General features: G+C 49.4%; 14 protein-coding genes and 1 pseudogene. 13 read left to right on the top strand and 2 right to left on the bottom strand.

Going from position 1 to position 18,300, the window contains the following annotated elements:
* Positions 1-342: 342 nt before the first annotated feature.
* The 4 genes from ACF8PK_RS07160 (at position 343) to ACF8PK_RS07175 (ending at position 4,860) form a co-directional block, all read left to right on the top strand.
* Positions 343-1,476 carry a S8 family serine peptidase gene (locus tag ACF8PK_RS07160; protein ID WP_208549591.1) on the top strand — a complete coding sequence of 378 codons (1,134 nt, stop codon included), beginning with the start codon at positions 343-345 and terminating at the stop codon, positions 1,474-1,476.
* Between the two features lie 266 nt (positions 1,477-1,742).
* Positions 1,743-2,744 carry a TRAP transporter substrate-binding protein gene (locus ACF8PK_RS07165; protein ID WP_038151338.1) on the top strand — a complete coding sequence of 334 codons (1,002 nt, stop codon included), beginning with the start codon at positions 1,743-1,745 and terminating at the stop codon, positions 2,742-2,744.
* Positions 2,745-2,820: 76 nt separating this feature from the next.
* A complete protein-coding gene (locus ACF8PK_RS07170; RefSeq protein ID WP_392440654.1) occupies positions 2,821-3,495 on the top strand; it encodes a TRAP transporter small permease in 675 nt (224 codons plus the stop codon).
* 3 nt (positions 3,496-3,498) lie between these two features.
* A complete protein-coding gene (locus ACF8PK_RS07175) occupies positions 3,499-4,860 on the top strand; it encodes a TRAP transporter large permease (RefSeq protein WP_014205413.1) in 1,362 nt (453 codons plus the stop codon).
* Between the two features lie 104 nt (positions 4,861-4,964).
* Here the strand turns inward: ACF8PK_RS07175 and ACF8PK_RS07180 are convergent, their stop codons facing one another.
* Positions 4,965-6,299 carry a sigma-54-dependent transcriptional regulator gene (locus ACF8PK_RS07180; protein ID WP_392440655.1) on the bottom strand — a complete coding sequence of 445 codons (1,335 nt, stop codon included), beginning with the start codon at positions 6,297-6,299 and terminating at the stop codon, positions 4,965-4,967.
* Position 6,300: 1 nt separating this feature from the next.
* Positions 6,301-8,109: a sensor histidine kinase gene (locus tag ACF8PK_RS07185; protein ID WP_208549594.1), complete on the bottom strand. Its 1,809-nt coding sequence runs from the start codon at positions 8,107-8,109 to the stop codon at positions 6,301-6,303.
* A gap of 69 nt (positions 8,110-8,178) precedes the next feature.
* On the opposite strand from ACF8PK_RS07185, the pseudogene ACF8PK_RS07190 reads away from it, so the two are divergent.
* From ACF8PK_RS07190 to cmk, 9 genes and pseudogenes are all read left to right on the top strand, one after another.
* A pseudogene (locus tag ACF8PK_RS07190) lies at positions 8,179-8,322 on the top strand (TolB protein); the annotation flags it as partial.
* Positions 8,323-8,632: 310 nt separating this feature from the next.
* Positions 8,633-9,937: a trigger factor gene (gene tig, locus ACF8PK_RS07195; RefSeq protein ID WP_004726510.1), complete on the top strand. Its 1,305-nt coding sequence runs from the start codon at positions 8,633-8,635 to the stop codon at positions 9,935-9,937.
* A gap of 106 nt (positions 9,938-10,043) precedes the next feature.
* On the top strand, positions 10,044-10,670 hold the full coding sequence (gene clpP, locus ACF8PK_RS07200) for an ATP-dependent Clp endopeptidase proteolytic subunit ClpP (RefSeq protein WP_004726508.1): 627 nt from the start codon (positions 10,044-10,046) through the stop codon (positions 10,668-10,670).
* A gap of 83 nt (positions 10,671-10,753) precedes the next feature.
* Entirely contained in the window at positions 10,754-12,034 is a 1,281-nt protein-coding gene (clpX, locus tag ACF8PK_RS07205; protein ID WP_004726506.1) for an ATP-dependent protease ATP-binding subunit ClpX, read from the top strand.
* Between the two features lie 120 nt (positions 12,035-12,154).
* Positions 12,155-14,506, top strand: a complete 2,352-nt coding sequence (lon, locus tag ACF8PK_RS07210; protein WP_004726504.1) for an endopeptidase La — start codon at positions 12,155-12,157, stop codon at positions 14,504-14,506.
* Positions 14,507-14,700: 194 nt separating this feature from the next.
* Positions 14,701-14,973, top strand: a complete 273-nt coding sequence (locus tag ACF8PK_RS07215) for an HU family DNA-binding protein (RefSeq protein ID WP_004726502.1) — start codon at positions 14,701-14,703, stop codon at positions 14,971-14,973.
* A 153-nt stretch (positions 14,974-15,126) separates the two neighbouring features.
* Entirely contained in the window at positions 15,127-16,986 is a 1,860-nt protein-coding gene (gene ppiD, locus ACF8PK_RS07220; protein WP_055466333.1) for a peptidylprolyl isomerase, read from the top strand.
* 138 nt (positions 16,987-17,124) lie between these two features.
* Positions 17,125-17,421: a ComEA family DNA-binding protein gene (locus ACF8PK_RS07225; RefSeq protein WP_392440656.1), complete on the top strand. Its 297-nt coding sequence runs from the start codon at positions 17,125-17,127 to the stop codon at positions 17,419-17,421.
* Between the two features lie 181 nt (positions 17,422-17,602).
* Complete coding sequence (cmk, locus tag ACF8PK_RS07230) at positions 17,603-18,283, top strand: (d)CMP kinase (protein ID WP_038151335.1); 681 nt, start codon at positions 17,603-17,605, stop codon at positions 18,281-18,283.
* Positions 18,284-18,300 lie beyond the last annotated feature (17 nt).

Raw genomic sequence — 18,300 nt, forward strand, 5'->3', positions numbered from 1 at the left:
ATGATGGACGTCAAACCATGCAGACAAATTGTTACAACTGGTCCGTGGTTTTTGGTCTAATATTGTGTGACTGTATACCAATCATCGTGAACATATCGGGGACTTTCGGTTTCCAATGCGTCATGATTTCAACGCTTTAAGTGCACTCTCCACAGCTGCTCAGGGACTCGGGGGAGGTCTGGGCAACCAGCACGGGGGTGCGGCTGGGTCAATGCATGACTCAGACGGAGGGTGCACTTACCTCTTCGAATGGACTGACCTTTTCGAACGGTTCGTTAAATAACATTTCTATCATTAGTGGCTATAATTGAACCATGTTGTGATCACACATGGAAAGACGTTATGCGCCGAACTACGATTTCTCTCACACTAGCCTCCCTGCTTGTGTCATCTGCGTCATGGGCGGTTGTCCATCCCGGCGTGGATCTGACGGACCGTTACATCGTGGTGCTGAAGAAGGATGCCTCACCAAATGCCGCGCAACACGTGTTGGCCGCGATTGAAAACCAGCGCGGAGCGGTGCTGTTTCGCTATCAACATACCCTGCAAGGGTTTGCGGTGCAGATGCCACTGACAGCGCTACAAGGACTTCAACATCGTTTCCCTGACATTGATTACATCGAGCCGGATCTGGCCGTGCAGGCGATGCCGCGTGGGGGCAATAAACCGAACAATGGCGATAGCGGAACGTCGACTGAGCCGCCACAAACCACGCCCTGGGGTATTAAGCGTGTAGGCGGTTTTGTGGACATGAGTGGCGACGATGCCCGAGCGTGGATCATCGATACCGGCATTGACGATAAACATCCGGATTTGAATGTGGATGCTCGCTCTGGGAGAAATTTCTCACGCGGCAAGCCCAATCAAACGTCGGATGGAAATGGCCATGGCACCCATGTCGCTGGAACCGTCGGGGCGATCAACAATGCAATGGATGTTGTGGGGGTGGCTGCGGGCGTCACGGTGGTGCCCGTTCGGGTGCTCGACAATGCTGGTAGCGGAACGATTTCTGGAGTGATTGCCGGCGTGGATTACGTTGCTGAGGCAGCGGCCTCAGGGGATTGTGCCAACTTAAGCTTGGGCGCGAAAGGCTACTCGCAAGCGTTGGATACTGCGATCAAAACCGCCGCAGATGCCGGGATCTTGTTTTCAATTGCCGCAGGGAATTCAGCAGATGACGCCTCGTTGTACACGCCTGCGAGCACGGTTCATCCCAATGTGTATACAGTATCGGCCATCGATAATAACGACAACTTTGCGTACTTCTCGAACTATGGATCTGACGTCGAGTATGCCGCGCCTGGGGTGTCGGTGCTATCAACCAAAGCGGGGGGCGGAACAGTCACTTACAATGGAACGTCCATGGCGGCGCCACACATGTGCGGCGTACTGCTTGTCACGCGCGGTCAGCCGAGCATGTCCGGTTATGCCGAGGGCGATCCCGATGGCAACCCAGACCCTATCGTTCATCAATAACTCGTGTATCAATAACTCGTTCATCAATAAACAATATTCATTTTTGGCGGAAATTGACCCAACACCCGATTTTTGATGGGTCATTTTCCACCCATTTTGAGTAACTTGAATTCATCGTGGATGACTCATTCGGCTCATGGATAATTCCAACTTACTGTTAAATAAGGATTATTAACAATTTGTAACCACTTGGCTTAGTAATTGCTCTTTAGGAAACATGCAGTACCCATAGATGGGACTGATGCATCCAACCAAGGAGAATTATAATGTTAAAGCCGCTTACCCTGTTAACTGCCTCTATTCTTGCTGTCACAAGCTTCAATGCTGCTGCGAACAGTTGTGATCCGGGTGAAATCGTGATCAAGTTCAGCCACGTGACCAACACAGACAAACACCCGAAAGGGATTGCTGCCTCACTGCTAGAAAAACGCGTTAACGAAGAGATGAACGGTAAAGCCTGTATGCAGGTGTTCCCGAACTCAACGCTATACGATGATGACAAAGTACTGGAAGCGCTGTTGAACGGGGATGTTCAACTGGCTGCGCCATCGCTGTCTAAATTTGAAAAATTCACCAAAAAGTTCCGCCTTTTCGACCTTCCGTTCCTTTTTGATGATGTCGATGCCGTCGACCGTTTCCAAAACTCGGATGCGGGTGAAAAGTTGAAAAATGCGATGAACCGTCGTGGCGTGAAAGGGCTGGAATTCTGGCACAACGGCATGAAGCAGATTTCCGCCAACAAACCCATTCTGGTGCCAGCTGACGCGAAAGGTCTGAAGTTCCGCGTTCAGGCGTCTGATGTGCTGGTGGCTCAGTTCGAACAGTTGGGTGCCAACCCTCAGAAAATGTCGTTTGCCGAAGTCTATGGCGGCCTGCAGACCAAAGTGATTGATGGACAGGAAAACACGTGGTCGAACATCTACGGCCAGAAGTTCTTTGAAGTACAGGACGGCATTACGGAAACCAATCACGGCATTCTGGATTACCTGGTGGTGACGTCAACCAAGTGGTGGGACGGCCTACCAACAGACGTCCGTGACCAACTGACCACCATTCTGAAAGAAGTGAGCCAAACACGAAACGCAGAATCCAACAAAGTGGAACAGCAGAACAAGCAATACGTCATCGAAGCGGGTGGCAAAGTGCGTGAACTGACGCCAGAGCAGCGCCAGCTTTGGGTTGATGCGCTGAAACCGGTGTGGAAGAAATTCGAGAAAGACATCGGTTCAGACTTGATCGAAGCCGCTCTAGCTTCGAACAACAAGTAATAGAAGTGGGCCTCATTGTATCGGGCAATGAGGCCATTTCTCACCATAATTAAAGCCTTATAGAGCGATGTATCACATGGAACAGTCATTCTTTTCTAAAGTCGGCAACATAACCGATAAGGTCGAAGAGACGTTAATCGCCTTCTTCCTCGGTGCCATGACGTTGTTAACTTTCGTCAACGTTATTATGCGTTATCTATTCAACGACAATATTCTTTGGGCCCTTGAGCTTACCGTTTTCATGTTCGCATGGATGGTACTGGTGGGCGCTTCCTATGGCGTGAAAAAGCACTTCCACATCGGCGTTGATGTGATGATCAACCTTGTCCCAGAGAGCGGACGCAAGCTGATGGCCCTGTTTGCGGTCGGCTGCTGTCTTGCTTTCTCCATTCTGTTGTTGATTGGGTCTTGGAACTATTGGTATCCGTTTGTTTCTGAGCGCGCTTGGTATGAAACGGACGATATTCCGATGCCAGACATGCTGCAGTTTTTAGCGGATTGGTTAAACGAAGGCGAAGCGTACGAGAAAATGCCGCGCTTTATTCCTTACATGGCGTTGCCGTTGGGCATGGCGCTGCTGACGTTGCGTTTTCTGCAAGTGGGTTATCAGGTGCTGACGGGCGAGTTGGATCGCATCATTGCGGGTCACGAAGCAGAAGAAGATCTTGAAGCGCTGAAGGAAGAGCTGAAAGGTGCAGGGGAAGCCATGATGGCGACGCCTGAATCGCGCGACAATGGGAAGGAGAAGTAAACCATGGCGATTTTGCTGTTATTTTTGATGGTGGTTGGCTTCATGCTTGCAGGCGTGCCGATCGCGGTCTCACTGGGGTTGTCCAGTATTCTGTTTTTGATGTGGCACTCTGAAGCGTCCCTCGCGTCGGTGGCACAAACGTTGTTTAACGCCTTTGAAGGGCACTACACCTTGCTGGCGATTCCGTTCTTTATTTTGGCATCCAGTTTCATGTCGACCGGTGGTGTGGCAAAACGGATTATTCGCTTTGCGATTGCGATGGTGGGTTGGTTCCGTGGTGGTTTGGCGGTCGCTTCCGTGGTGGCGTGTATGATGTTCGCGGCACTGTCGGGTTCGTCACCGGCTACCGTGGTGGCGATCGGTAGTATCGTGATTGCGGGGATGGTGAAAAATGGTTACACCAAAGAATTCGCCGCTGGCGTGATTTGTAACGCGGGTACGTTGGGCATTTTGATCCCGCCCTCGATTGTGATGGTGGTGTACTCGGCGGCGACCAACGTATCAGTTGGCCGTATGTTTCTCGGTGGCGTGATTCCGGGCCTGCTGGCGGGTTTGATGCTGATCATCGCGATTTACATCACGGCGCGTGTGAAAAATCTGCCTAAACAGCCGTTTGTTGGTTGGAAAGAGGCGATAGCGGCCGCGAAAGATGCGAGCTGGGGCTTGCTGCTGGTGGTCATCATTCTGGGGGGCATTTACGGGGGGATTTTCACGCCCACTGAAGCGGCGGCAGTTGCGGCAGTGTACTCATTTCTGATCGCCAACTTTATCTACCGCGACATGGGACCGTTTGCCGACAAGACCAACACCAAACCGGCGATCGTCAAAGTGTTTGAGTCACTCATCCATAAAGACACCAAAGCCACGCTATTTGATGCCGGTAAATTGACCATCATGTTGCTGTTCATCATCGCCAATGCACTGATTCTGAAACATGTGCTCACAGAAGAACGTGTACCGCAAATGATCACCGAATCAATGCTGTCGGCAGGCTTAGGCCCAATCACCTTCCTGATTGTGGTCAACGTGTTGCTGCTGATTGGTGGCCAGTTCATGGAGCCATCCGGTCTGCTGATCATCGTGGCGCCGTTGGTCTTCCCGATCGCGATTGCATTGGGTATTGACCCGATTCACCTTGGCATCATGATGGTGGTGAACATGGAAATCGGCATGATCACGCCGCCGGTCGGGCTCAACTTATTTGTCACCGCTGGGGTGGCGAAAATGTCGATGATGAATGTGGTCAAGGCGGCACTGCCGTGGGTTGGTGTGATGTTCTTGTTCCTGCTCATCGTCACGTACGTGCCTTGGGTTTCGACGTGGTTACCGACCATGCTGATGGGACCGGAAATTATCACCAAGTAATCCCGTGCCGTGCATGATTTAGAAAAGTTAGACTTCCTTGTTCACAGGCTTGTGCGACCTCCTTCGCGAGGGCGCCAAGCCTGTTCTTCGTTCGCCAAGCCTGCTCAGGCTTTGTACATCTCTTTATCAATGCGATATTTCTGCATTTTGTCGTATAGGGTTTTACGCGGAATCGCCAGCACTTCCATGGTGTGTTTGATACTGCCGTTGCACTCAACCAGCGCTTTTTCGATGGCGACTTTTTCAAATTCGGCCACTTGGTCGGTTAGGCTGAGGGTGGTGGTGGCTGGTGCGTCATCCAATTGTGCCAGCTTACCTAGCAATACAAATCGCTCGGCCACATTGCGCAGCTCTCGCACATTGCCGGGCCAGTCGTGATTCATCAAATGTTGTAGATCTTGGCTGGCGAGCGCCGTTGCAGCTTTGCCATAGCGTGCGGCGGCAACGAGCAGAAAATGGTGAAACAGGGTTGGAATGTCTTCTTTGCGCTCGCGAAGCGGCGGTAAATCAAGCGTGACGATGTTGAGTCGATAGTAAAGATCTTGACGAAATGTCCCTTCCATCGCCGCTTGTCGCAGATCGACTTTGGTGGCGGCAATCACCCGAATATTCAGAGGGATGAGCTCGTTCGAACCGACTCGTTCAATCACGCGCTCTTGCAGCACACGTAGCAAACGGATTTGCGCCTGCATCGGCATGGATTCAATTTCATCCAGAAACAGGGTGCCGCCTTGTGCGTGTTCGAACTTACCGATGCGTTTGGCATCGGCGCCAGTAAACGCCCCTTTTTCGTGGCCGTACAGTTCACTTTCAATCAGATTTTCCGGCACCGCGCCGCAGTTAACCGCGACGAAATTCTGCTCGCGGCGCGAGCTCTGTTCATGTAGCGAACGGGCAATGAGTTCTTTCCCTGTGCCAGTTTCGCCAAACAGCAAAATGTCGGCATCGGTATCTGCGATATGCGCGATGGTCTCGCGCAGTTCTTGAATGCTAGCGGTTTCGCCGATGATTCGCGGGCCAAGTGTTTGGCTGGCTTTCAGACTACGTTTGAGCTGTTGGTTTTCGAGTGTCAGTTTGCGTTTTTCCATCGCGCGGCTGACAGTTTCCATCAAGCGCTCGGGGGCGAAGGGTTTCTCTATGAAGTCGTAGGCGCCGTCGTGCATTGCTTGTACTGCCATCGAAATATCACCGTGCCCGGTAATTAAAATCACGGGCACGTCCGCGTCTTGATGACGAATGGTAGACAGCAGGTTTTGGCCGCTCAATCCCGGTAAACAAATATCGGTCACCACCACCAGCGGTAACCCCGCTTGTTTGATGGCCAGCAGCGCTTCTTCGGCGCTGGCAAAAAAACGCGCGCGAATATCTGCCAGTTCAAAACTCTGTTCAATGGCAATGCGAATATCGGTTTCATCGTCGATAAAAAATACGTCGCACATATTACGTTCCTTGCGTTGATTCTGTGGTGGGGGCGGCCAATGCAGGCAAATGAATGGTGAAGCGCGCCCCGCCCAAGGGCGAAGTTGACGCGGTGAGGTTGCCATTCATGCTCTGCATAATTTGTTGGGAAATCGACAAACCCAGCCCCAACCCATTCTGTTTGGTGGTAAAAAACGGTTCGAACAGATGCTCAATTTTGTCTTGGCCAAGGCCGGGGCCGTTGTCATCGACATGAATCAGCGTGCCGTCCTCTTCGCTCAGCAGCGTGATGGCAACGCAGCGAGATTCTTGCCCGTCCAAAGCCTGCATGGCGTTGGTCAGCAGGTTGATCAGAACCTGTTCCAACTGAATCGGGTTGACACTGGCCCACACGGGCGCTTGCGGCGTCTGAATGTTGAGGTCGATATAGTGCGATTTGAACTGGGGCTGCATCAGCTCTTTGGCATACACCACAATCGGGTAGAGTTGGACGTCCGCGGTTTCATCGCTGCTACTTTTGCGTGCAAAAGATTTCAATTGCTCACTGATTTTCGCCATGCGCTCGGTGAGGCCAGAAATGCGCGCGAGGTTTTCATCGGTGCGCTCTGACTTGCCGCTGGCGAGAAAACGACGGCCATTATCGGCAAAGCTACGAATCGCGGCCAATGGGTTATTTAGTTCGTGGCTGATACTGGCCGACATTTGACCGAGTACCGCCAATTTGGCCGCTTGAATCAGCTCGTTTTGCGTTTGACGTAACGCTTGTTCGGCTCGAATGCGTTCGTCGATTTCAGCGTGCAGTTTGGCGGTGCGTTCCATCACCAAAAATTCTAGCTTCTGTTTGGCTTCCACCTGCAATTGCTCAATTTGGCGTTGGCGCACTTGACGATGATGCGCAAGCAATAGCGCGAGATAGACAATCGCAAACACCATGGTCAGAATCATCACAAAGCCAAACACATCCCAGAATACATTCATCTTAGGCGAGAGGACGCGAATGGTGAGATCGGGGTTACTCAAGCTGCGGCTGGAGACGATAAAGTCGCCTTTGATCCAACCTTGTCGATAGTTGAACCACTCCGTTTCTTGCGCGGTAAAGTCGCCGTTTAAGCCTAACGAGGCGATCGGTTTGTCGAGGTATTGGCGACTGCTGCGAATGCGATCGCGTGTTGCGTTGTTTAAGTCTTCCACGCTTTTAAACAGCCATTCTGGCTGACTGGACATGAACACCACTTGATTGGGGTCGGTGGCCACAAAATAACTGCGCTGGTTTTGCCAGTTCTCTTCGATGGCAGATAGATCCATTTTGACCACCACCACACCGAGTATTTCTGCGGCATAAACCACCGGGTAAGCATAGTAGTAGCCGCGCTGCCCGGATGTGGATCCTAGTGCAAAATATTGGCTATCCGCCCCCGCAATGGATTGATAGAAATAGGGACGCCAAGCGAAATTGCGGCCGATAAACGAGCGATCTAAGTTCCAGTTGCTGGCGGCAAGCGTGTTGCCATATTGATCGAGCAGATAGGTGTCCGCGGCTTGAATCACGTCGTTGACCTGTTCCAGATACCGATTGGTGACTTCAATTTGAGCGGTGTTGGTGGGGTGCATGAGCGCATCCACTAGTTCCTTATCTTTGGACAGTAAGCGCGGAATGTGGGCGTATTTGTCCAACTTGGCGGTGATCAAGCTGGAGAATTTATCCAACTGTGATTGATGGTCAAGCAGCAACGTCTGGTACTGATACCGCCAAACCAAATGCGTGGCAATGGCCGTTACCGTGATAAAGACAATAAAAAACAGCAGGCTAAGCCTACGAATCGACAGCATCCTGAGTGTCCAATAATTACAATCCTTCTGAAGGATTCATGATACTGGGTGTTGTCGCTGCCGTGCTCAAAAAGATGGCAAAATGAGAGTGCAAAACAAGAGCAAGATCTCTTTTTAAGCTTTTGAGGAAAAAAAAGCCTCGATTCCCTTGAAAAAGCCTTTATTGTCCCCATTTCAGAGCCATCCACACTTTCTATCTGGTGGAATTTTTAGCACTTGGTTGAGTTTTTAGGACATTGACCTTTCCCTGACGGGGGATTAGCTCGACAGCTAAACTTGAGGTCGGTAGAATGTCGCGTCTAAATTTTTGTCCTGAGACTAATCAGAGATACCTTTATTCGACGTAAATCGACAAAGATATCACTCATTAGTCCGGTATTCAGGCTGACTGAGCTTTTGAATATCGATGCTCAATATTTACAGTTAAAAGTGCTCTTAGGAGTGCAACACAAGGATGCAGCCGAAACGTAGTTTTGGCTCATGACGCTCAGGAGCCCTGAGCCAGTTTTGAGGTTTATAAACAATGCAAGTTACTGTTGAAACGCTAGAAGGCCTAGAGCGCCGTCTGAATATTACTGTTCCAGCTGCAAACATCGAAGATGCAGTGTCAGCTGAACTACGCAACATCGCGAAAAACCGTCGTTTCGATGGTTTCCGTAAAGGCAAAGTGCCAATGAAGATGGTTGCTAAGATGTACGGCAAAGCAGTACGTCAAGACGTTCTTGGTGAAGTGATGCAACGCCACTTCATCGAAGCGATCGTAAAAGAAAAGATCAACCCAGCTGGCGCACCAACATTTGCTCCAGTGGAAGCGAAAGAAGGCGCAGATCTAGTCTTTACAGCAACTTTCGAAGTTTACCCAGAAGTTGAACTGAAAGGTCTGGAAAACATCACTGTTGAAAAACCAGCTGCAGAAATCACTGAAGCTGATGTGGCTGAAATGCTGGAAACACTGCGTAAGCAACAAGCAACTTGGAAAGAAGTTGACGAAGCTGCAGAAGAAGGCAAACGCGTTTCTATCGACTTCGTTGGTTCAATCGACGGCGTTGAATTCGAAGGCGGTAAAGCTGAAAACTTCCCTCTGGAAATGGGCGCAGGCCGCATGATCCCAGGTTTTGAAGACGGTATCGCGGGTAAAACCAAAGGTATGGAATTCGAAATCGACGTGACTTTCCCAGAAGATTACCACGCTGAAAACCTGAAAGGTAAAGCAGCGAAGTTCGCGATCAAAGTGAACAAAGTTGAAGCCCGTGAACTGCCAGAAATGAACGACGAATTCGTTGCTAAATTTGGTGTTGCTGACGGCGGCGTTGACGCACTGAAAGCAGAAGTTCGTAAGAACATGGATCGCGAACTGAAGCAAGCAATCAAAGCGCGCATCAAAGAGCAAGCGATTGAAGGTCTAGTCAAAGAGAACGACATCGACGTTCCTTCTGCACTGATTGACCAAGAGATCAACGTTCTGCGTCAGCAAGCTGCACAACGTTTCGGCGGTAACATGGAAGCGGCTAGCCAGCTGCCACGTGAACTGTTCGAAGAACAAGCAAAACGCCGCGTTGTTGTCGGCCTTCTGCTGGGTGAAGTGATCAAAGCTGAAGAGCTGAAAGCAGACGAAGAGAAAGTGAAAGCGCTGATCGAAGAGATGGCGACTGCTTACGAAGATCCAACTGAAGTGATTGCTTACTACGAGCAAAACGAGCAAATGATGAACAACATGCGTAACGTTGCTCTTGAAGAGCAAGCGATCGACGCTATCATTGCTAAAGCACAAGTAACTGAGAAAGCGATTAGCTTCAACGAGCTAATGAACCCACAAGTTGCTGCGTAATAAGCAAGTTGTCACGTAGAAAGGTTGACGACACGTCGCCTATTCTGCTAACAATGGTCCGTGTGATACCCATCATCCGGGCCATTTATTTTAGGGACATAAGACTATGAGCTACCAAGAAAAAAATGTAATGTCGCCAATTATTGACGCGCTAGTACCCATGGTGGTGGAACAGACGTCTCGTGGAGAGCGTTCATACGACATTTATTCTCGCTTGTTAAAAGACCGCGTGATTTTCTTAACGGGTCAAGTGGAAGATCACATGGCAAACCTTGTCGTGGCTCAACTGCTTTTCTTAGAATCTGAAAACCCTGATAAAGATATTTTCCTATACATCAACTCTCCGGGCGGTAGCGTGACTGCGGGTATGTCGATTTACGACACCATGCAGTTTATTAAGCCAAACGTGAGCACGCTGTGTATCGGACAAGCTTGTTCAATGGGCGCATTCCTGCTGGCTGGTGGTGCACCAGGTAAGCGCTATGTGCTGCCGAATTCACGTGTGATGATTCACCAGCCTTTGGGTGGTTTCCAAGGCCAGGCTTCAGACATTCAGATCCACGCTCAGGAAATCCTGACCATCAAGAACAAGCTGAACCGCTTGTTGGCAGACCACACCGGTCAGCCACTTGAAGTGATCGAACGTGACACCGACCGTGACAACTTCATGTCGGCGCAACAAGCAGTAGACTATGGTTTGGTGGACGCACTTTTGACCCATCGCGGCGAGTAACAGTTCCGGGAATTGTTTAACGCAATTTGGTTCAAATTGTTATACACTCAAACCATAACGAGTAAAGGCTAAGAGGTTAGCGAATGACAGACAAAAGCAAAGAGGGTGGTAGTAGTAAACTGCTGTACTGCTCTTTCTGTGGCAAAAGCCAGCACGAAGTTCGCAAGCTAATCGCAGGTCCATCTGTTTACATTTGTGACGAATGTGTCGACTTATGTAACGACATTATCCGTGAAGAAATCAAAGATGTGTTGCCGAAGAAAGAATCTTCAGCACTGCCGACTCCTCGTGAGATTCGTGAGCATCTAGATGACTATGTGATTGGCCAAGAACACGCGAAAAAAGTGCTCGCGGTTGCAGTTTATAACCACTACAAGCGTTTACGTAACGGTGATACAACGAGTGAAGGTGTGGAACTGGGTAAGAGTAACATTCTTCTTATCGGTCCAACTGGTAGTGGTAAAACACTGCTGGCGGAAACACTGGCTCGTTTCCTAGACGTACCGTTCACTATGGCGGACGCGACCACACTGACGGAAGCTGGTTACGTGGGTGAAGATGTAGAAAACATCATCCAGAAACTGCTCCAGAAATGTGATTACGACGTTGCTAAAGCTGAACGCGGTATCGTCTACATCGATGAAATCGATAAGATTTCACGTAAAGCTGAAAACCCATCAATCACGCGTGACGTGTCTGGTGAAGGGGTTCAGCAAGCGCTTTTGAAACTGGTTGAAGGCACAGTCGCTTCTGTACCACCTCAAGGTGGTCGTAAGCACCCTCAACAAGAGTTTCTGCAGGTAGATACTTCGAAGATCCTCTTTATCTGTGGCGGTGCATTCGCTGGCCTAGATAAAGTGATTGAACAACGTGTGGCAACGGGAACCGGTATCGGTTTCGGTGCTGAAGTTCGTTCTAAAGATGAAAGTAAATCACTGAGTGAGCTGTTTACTCAAGTGGAACCGGAAGATTTGGTGAAATATGGTTTGATTCCAGAATTCATCGGTCGTCTGCCTGTGACCGCAACATTGACAGAATTGGATCAAGAAGCACTGATTCAAATTCTGTGTGAACCCAAGAACGCATTGACCAAGCAATATGCTGCTCTGTTTGAGTTGGAAAATGTGAATCTGGAGTTCCGCGAAGATGCACTTCGCGCCATTGCCGCTCGTGCAATGAAGCGTAAAACAGGGGCTCGTGGCCTGCGTTCTATTCTTGAGAACGTTTTGCTTGAGACCATGTATGAACTGCCTTCGATGACCGAAGTAGAGAAAGTGGTGATTGACGAATCCGTGATTAACGGTGAGTCTGAGCCGCTGCTGATTTACACCGGAAGCGAAAGTCAGGCCGCTGGCGCTGAGTAAAACAGAACGTTAAAACATCAAAGGAGGTATTTAATACCTCCTTTTTTTTATTCTGTCATTGAATCCAGTTAGTTAGCCCCCATATACTGCGGTATATAGAAAAGCGGAAGAGAGATAAATATGAACTTGGAACGTTCCGAGCGTATCGAGATCCCTGTACTACCTCTGCGCGATGTGGTGGTGTATCCACATATGGTAATTCCTCTGTTTGTTGGTCGTGAAAAGTCGATTCAATGCCTAGAAGCAGCGATGGACAACAACAAACAGGTTCTTCTGGTCGCGCAAAAACAGCCGGAAACCGACGAACCGAAAATCACCGATCTATTTGATGTCGGTACAGTTGCAACCATTCTCCAGCTACTGAAACTGCCAGATGGCACTGTGAAAGTGCTTGTAGAAGGTCAGCAGCGCGCGAAAATCACCCAAATACAAGAGGGTGAGTTCTTCTCGGCAGAAGCTGAGTACATGCTCACCCCAGAACTTGATGACAAAGAGCAAGAAGTGATCGTTCGCAGTGCGATCAATCAGTTCGAAGGCTTCATCAAGCTGAACAAAAAAATTCCACCGGAAGTGCTGACGTCTTTGAACGGCATCGATGAGGCGGCGCGCCTTGCCGATACCATCGCAGCACACATGCCTTTGAAACTCATCGACAAGCAAAAAGTGCTGGAAATTTTGGACGTCTCTGAGCGTTTGGAATTCTTGATGGGTCAAATGGAATCTGAAATCGATCTGCTGCAAGTTGAAAAGCGCATTCGCAACCGCGTGAAAAAGCAGATGGAGAAATCTCAGCGTGAATACTATCTGAATGAGCAAATGAAGGCGATTCAGAAAGAGCTGGGTGAAATGGATGACGCGCCAGATGAATTCGAAGCGCTGAAACAGAAAATCGATGAATCGAAGATGCCAAAAGAGGCACGCGAGAAAACTGAGCAGGAACTGCAAAAGCTGAAAATGATGTCTCCGATGTCAGCCGAAGCGACGGTTGTGCGCAGTTACATCGATTGGATGGTGAGCGTGCCTTGGAACAAACGTTCCAAAGTGAAAAAAGATCTCTCGAAAGCAGAAGAGATTTTGAACGCTGATCACTACGGCCTAGAGCGCGTGAAAGAACGTATTCTGGAATACCTCGCGGTACAAAGCCGCATCAACAAGCTGAAAGGCCCGATCCTGTGCCTTGTTGGGCCTCCAGGTGTGGGTAAAACCTCGCTGGGTCGCTCAATTGCAGCAGCCACAGGGCGTAAATACGTTCGCATGGCGCTGGGTGGTGTTCGTGATGAAGCGGAAATCCGTGGTCACCGTCGTACATACATCGGTTCACTGCCGGGTAAATTGATTCAGAAAATGGCTAAAGTTGGGGTGAAAAACCCACTGTTCCTGTTGGATGAAATCGACAAAATGTCGTCTGATATGCGCGGCGACCCTGCTTCTGCGCTGTTGGAAGTGCTTGACCCAGAACAGAACAACTCGTTTAACGACCACTACCTTGAAGTGGACTACGATTTGTCGGATGTGATGTTTGTTGCGACTTCAAACTCAATGAACATTCCAGGTCCTTTGCTCGACCGTATGGAAGTGATTCGTTTGTCGGGTTACACCGAAGATGAGAAACTGAACATCGCGAAGCGCCACTTGGTGAACAAACAGATCGAACGTAACGGTTTGAAACCTAGCGAAATCGTGATTGAAGATTCGGCAATTATTGGCATCATTCGTTACTACACACGCGAAGCGGGTGTGCGTAGCCTAGAGCGTGAGATTTCTAAGATCTGTCGCAAGGCTGTGAAGAAAATTCTGCTCAATGGCGGCGTGAAAACGGTCACCGTGAATCAAGAGAACTTGAAAGAGTTCCTTGGCGTGCAGCGTTTCGACTTTGGTAAAGCGGATGAATTCAACCGCATCGGTCAGGTTACTGGCTTGGCCTGGACCGAAGTTGGGGGCGATCTGCTGACGATTGAAACGCAGTCAATGCTGGGTAAAGGGAAGCTGACGCAAACCGGTTCGCTGGGCGATGTCATGCAGGAATCGATTCAGGCGGCAATGACCGTGGTACGTTCTCGCGCAGACAAACTGGGTATCAACCCCGATTTCTACGAAAAACGCGATATTCACGTACACGTGCCGGAAGGGGCAACACCAAAAGATGGCCCAAGTGCCGGTACCGCGATGTGTACTGCTTTGGTTTCATGTTTGACGGGGAATCCGGTAAAAGCGGAAGTGGCGATGACCGGCGAAATTACCCTGCGTGGTGAAGTCTTGCCTATTGGTGGTCTGAAAGAAAAACTGTTGGCCGCACACCGTGGTGGCATCAAAACGGTTCTGATTCCGAAAGACAATGAACGTGATCTGGAAGAGATTCCGGACAATGTCATCGCTGATCTGAAGGTGATCCCAGTACGCTGGATCGATGAAGTGTTGAAGGTTGCACTTGAAAATGACCCGACTGGTGTCGAGTTTGACGCTAAAAAATAGTGATGTGCAGCAAAAATAAGTAAAAGTTTACGCTGATAGGCTGAAAAAGGCTTGTCAGCGTTTTTTTTGGGCGCTAACGTTACTCACTAGGCCTCCAGCCCAGTTGTAACAAGGCTTTAGGCCAGTTTTTAACATTAATGGAACGAAATAGGCGCCGAACAAAATAATAATTGGTGACCGAAGGGGAATTCACAGTGAATAAAACACAATTAGTAGAACAAATCGCAGCGAACGCTGACATCTCTAAAGCTTCAGCTGGCCGTGCACTTGATGCATTCATTGAAGCCGTAAGCGACACGCTTCAATCTGGCGATCAGGTGGCTCTTGTTGGCTTTGGTACATTTGCAGTCCGTACTCGCGCTGCTCGCACAGGTCGTAACCCGAAGACTGGTGAAGAAATCCAAATCGCAGAAGCTAAAGTTCCTGCGTTCAAAGCAGGCAAAGCACTTAAAGACGCTTGCAACTAATTAGAATTATGGTTTTGCCGCTTTGAGGCAAAATTAATTCGAACCTTTTGAAATTATGCGCATCATACTGATGCGCATTTCTTTTTCTGATATTATCGCGCTATTCAATTTTGGCTGAAGTGTGTCACTTCAAACCCGGAGAGCAGTAAAACTATGATGGATCGATTACGCGAAGGCGTGAACAGCATCGCGGTAAAAATTATCCTAGGACTAATCATCCTTTCTTTTATCTTCGCAGGGGTAGGTAACTACCTGATCAGCGGCAGCAATAACGCAGCAGCCAAAGTCGGCGGCACAGAAATTGGCCGTGGTGAATTCGAACAAGCCTACCAGAACGAACGCAATCGCATGCAATCGCAACTGGGTGATTACTTCTCTAATTTATTGGCAGATCCTGAATACGTCGCATCTTTCCGTAAATCTGTACTGGATCGCATGATCAACGATTTGCTACTGGACCAACACGCGCAAGCGCTGGGTCTACGTGTGAGCGATACCCAAATTCGCCAAATGATTCTGGATATGCCGCAGTTCCAAACCGATGGCAAATTTGATCAAGAGATCTATCAATCTGCATTACGCCGTGCTGGCTTCTCACCTGACTCGTTCGCTGAATACATGCGTCGTGACCTCGTGCGTAACCAGCTTCTGTCTGCATTGCAAGGCAGCGAATTCACACTGAAAGGTGAAGTGGAAGCGCAAGGTGAATTGATCACACAAACGCGTGACATTCGCACCATCACGCTGTCACCGGCAGAGTTTGCAAAAAGTATTGAACTGAGCGATGACGAAATCGAGCAGTACTACAAACAAAATTCTGAACGTTACACGCGTCCAGAACAGGTCAAACTGTCTTACATCGAATTGTCGGCTGAACAGCTGAAGAACGCGATCACCATTAGTGATGAGCAAGCCAAGCAGTACTATGAAAGCCACATGGACAAGTACTCATCAGCAGAGCAACGTCAAGTGAGCCACATCCTGATTCAGGGTGATGATGAGAAAGCCGCGCAAGCCATTCTTGACGAGTTGAATGCAGGTGCCGACTTCGCAACACTCGCGAAAGAAAAATCGCAAGACATCGGCAGTGCAGAAGAGGGTGGCTCATTAGGTTGGATTGAACATGACACCATGGATCCTGCGTTTGAAAGCGCAGCGTTTGCACTCAAGAAAGCGGGTGACGTGAGTGGTTTGGTCAAATCAGATTTCGGGTACCACATCATCAAACTAGACGATGTGAAAGCGCCCGTTGCGAAGCCGTATGCAGAGGTCGCAGCAGACATCAAATCTGAGCTAAAAGACCAACAGGCGATCGACAAGTTCTATGAGTTACAGACCGAACTAGAAAAAGTGGCGTTTGAATCTCCAGATTCGCTGGACGATGCTGCCAAAGCGATTTCTGCGCACATCGTCAGCACGGACTTCGTCTCTGAACAGCAGCTACCGAAAGCGCTTAACAACGCAGACGTATTGAAAGCGATTCAGTCACCAGAAGTGAAAGAAGACGGCCTGAACTCCGAAGCCATTGAAGTGGCGCCTGAACACGTGGTTGTGGTTCGTGTTGAAGAGTCACGTCCTGAAATGGTATTGCCACTGAACGAAGTGAAAGACCAAGTGGTTGCGCAGCTGTCGAAATTGAAAGGTGAACAACAAGCTTTGGCGTTGGCAAGTCAATTGGTGGATGGTCTGAAAAAAGGTGATCTGTCATTACTTGAACAACATCAACTGGCGTTCGGTGAACTGAACATGATCGACCGCAGTTCTCCACTGGCTGGTACGGTGTATGCGATGGCTAAACCTGCTGATGGTGCCGTGACTTACGCGCAGGCGAAAGACTTTGATGGTAACATCGTGGTGGTTGAGTTGGATAAAGTGGAAGCGAAAGTGAATCCACAATACAACGAGCAGATTGGTGCGCAATTGGCACGAATGGGCGTTCAACAAGATCTGGCGGGTGTGCTCAGCGTATTGCGCCAAAATGCGGATATCAAATATTACGCTGTGAGCCAGTAATTGCTCTGAGTGTAATTGATATGTTTGACAAAATGGGCTGCGTTTGCAGCCCATTTCATTTCTGTTTAAACCCTCTGTGCTGAATGAAAGCGCTTGCCCTATCATCGCTGCTCTGATGATTTGCAAGGAGCACATGAGATGAAGTTCAACACATATTGCCTGGCCTTTCTGCTGGCGATTTGCTGGCCCGTCACGCATGCGATGGCCGCTGATAGCGCGCAGGTGAGTGATGAAATTGAAATCACGGTCAACATCAACACCGCCCCAGCCGAAGAGTTGGCAACCTTACTCAAAGGCATTGGATTGAAAAAAGCACAGGCCATTGTCGAGTACCGTGAAGCGAATGGTGCTTTTCAATCCAAACAGGAATTGACTCAGGTAAAAGGTATCGGCCCTTCGATAGTGGCCAAAAATGACGACCGCATTCTGTTATAAGTTGCCGTTATCACCGTCAAAAACTCAGGTCTTCGATCTGAGTTTTTCTTACGTAGTTTTTGCTTAAAAATGCGTCCTTTTTTACATCCATCCTAGCGCCTGACCTCGAATCCCTTTATAATTTGCCGCCGGTAAATCGCAGACAACGTCAGTCGCGAACAAAAATAAAGTGGAGTAAAACATGTCCTCTCATACACCGGTGATTACCGTTGATGGACCAAGCGGAGCGGGTAAAGGCACACTTTGCATGCTGTTGGCTAACAAACTCGGTTTTCATCTTTTAGATTCTGGAGCCATCTACCGTGTGCTTGCGCTTGCTGCAATTCATCATGGTGTCGACACCGAATCCGAAGACGCACTTGTGCCGCTAGCGACGCATCTGGATGTTCAGTTCATCGCTGAGGGTGATTTGGTGAAAGTCATTCTGGAAGGCGAAGATGTCTCGAAAGAGCTGCGCAAAGAAGAAACCGGCATGGCTGCGTCGAAAGTGGCTGCTTTACCCCGTGTTCGTGAAGCGCTGCTGCGCAGACAACGCGCATTTGCCGACGGCAAAGGCTTGGTTGCCGATGGCCGTGATATGGGAACCGTGGTCTTCCCTCAGGCTGAAGCCAAAATTTTCCTCGATGCAAGTGCGGAGGAACGCGCCCGTCGTCGTTTCAAGCAGTTGCAACTCAAGGGGCTTGATGTTAAATTTGACGCCCTTTTGAGCGAAATCCAAGAGCGTGACGATCGCGATCGTAACCGCCCAGTGGCGCCACTACGCCCTGCTGAGGATGCGCTGTTGCTGGATTCCACTGAAATGTCTATCGACGAAGTGGTGGTAAAAGCACTACAATATATCGAATCGAAGCTGGCGGAATAAACCACGTCAGTTAAGAG

The sequence above is a fragment of the Vibrio sp. CJQ_6 genome, from assembly GCF_043106745.1.
In the GTDB taxonomy this organism is placed as follows: domain Bacteria; phylum Pseudomonadota; class Gammaproteobacteria; order Enterobacterales; family Vibrionaceae; genus Vibrio; species Vibrio furnissii.

What these genes read in the sequence shown, in the direction of transcription:
- ACF8PK_RS07175 (WP_014205413.1), top strand. Translation starts at nt 3,499, where the DNA reads ATGGCGATTTTGCTGTTATTTTTGATGGTGGTTGGCTTCATGCTTGCA.
- ACF8PK_RS07160 (WP_208549591.1), top strand. Translation starts at nt 343, where the DNA reads ATGCGCCGAACTACGATTTCTCTCACACTAGCCTCCCTGCTTGTGTCA.
- ACF8PK_RS07225 (WP_392440656.1), top strand. Translation starts at nt 17,125, where the DNA reads ATGAAGTTCAACACATATTGCCTGGCCTTTCTGCTGGCGATTTGCTGG.
- ACF8PK_RS07180 (WP_392440655.1), bottom strand. Translation starts at nt 6,299, where the DNA reads ATGTGCGACGTATTTTTTATCGACGATGAAACCGATATTCGCATTGCC.
- ACF8PK_RS07185 (WP_208549594.1), bottom strand. Translation starts at nt 8,109, where the DNA reads ATGCTGTCGATTCGTAGGCTTAGCCTGCTGTTTTTTATTGTCTTTATC.
- lon (WP_004726504.1), top strand. Translation starts at nt 12,155, where the DNA reads ATGAACTTGGAACGTTCCGAGCGTATCGAGATCCCTGTACTACCTCTG.
- ACF8PK_RS07170 (WP_392440654.1), top strand. Translation starts at nt 2,821, where the DNA reads ATGGAACAGTCATTCTTTTCTAAAGTCGGCAACATAACCGATAAGGTC.
- clpX (WP_004726506.1), top strand. Translation starts at nt 10,754, where the DNA reads ATGACAGACAAAAGCAAAGAGGGTGGTAGTAGTAAACTGCTGTACTGC.
- cmk (WP_038151335.1), top strand. Translation starts at nt 17,603, where the DNA reads ATGTCCTCTCATACACCGGTGATTACCGTTGATGGACCAAGCGGAGCG.
- ACF8PK_RS07165 (WP_038151338.1), top strand. Translation starts at nt 1,743, where the DNA reads ATGTTAAAGCCGCTTACCCTGTTAACTGCCTCTATTCTTGCTGTCACA.
- tig (WP_004726510.1), top strand. Translation starts at nt 8,633, where the DNA reads ATGCAAGTTACTGTTGAAACGCTAGAAGGCCTAGAGCGCCGTCTGAAT.
- ppiD (WP_055466333.1), top strand. Translation starts at nt 15,127, where the DNA reads ATGATGGATCGATTACGCGAAGGCGTGAACAGCATCGCGGTAAAAATT.
- clpP (WP_004726508.1), top strand. Translation starts at nt 10,044, where the DNA reads ATGAGCTACCAAGAAAAAAATGTAATGTCGCCAATTATTGACGCGCTA.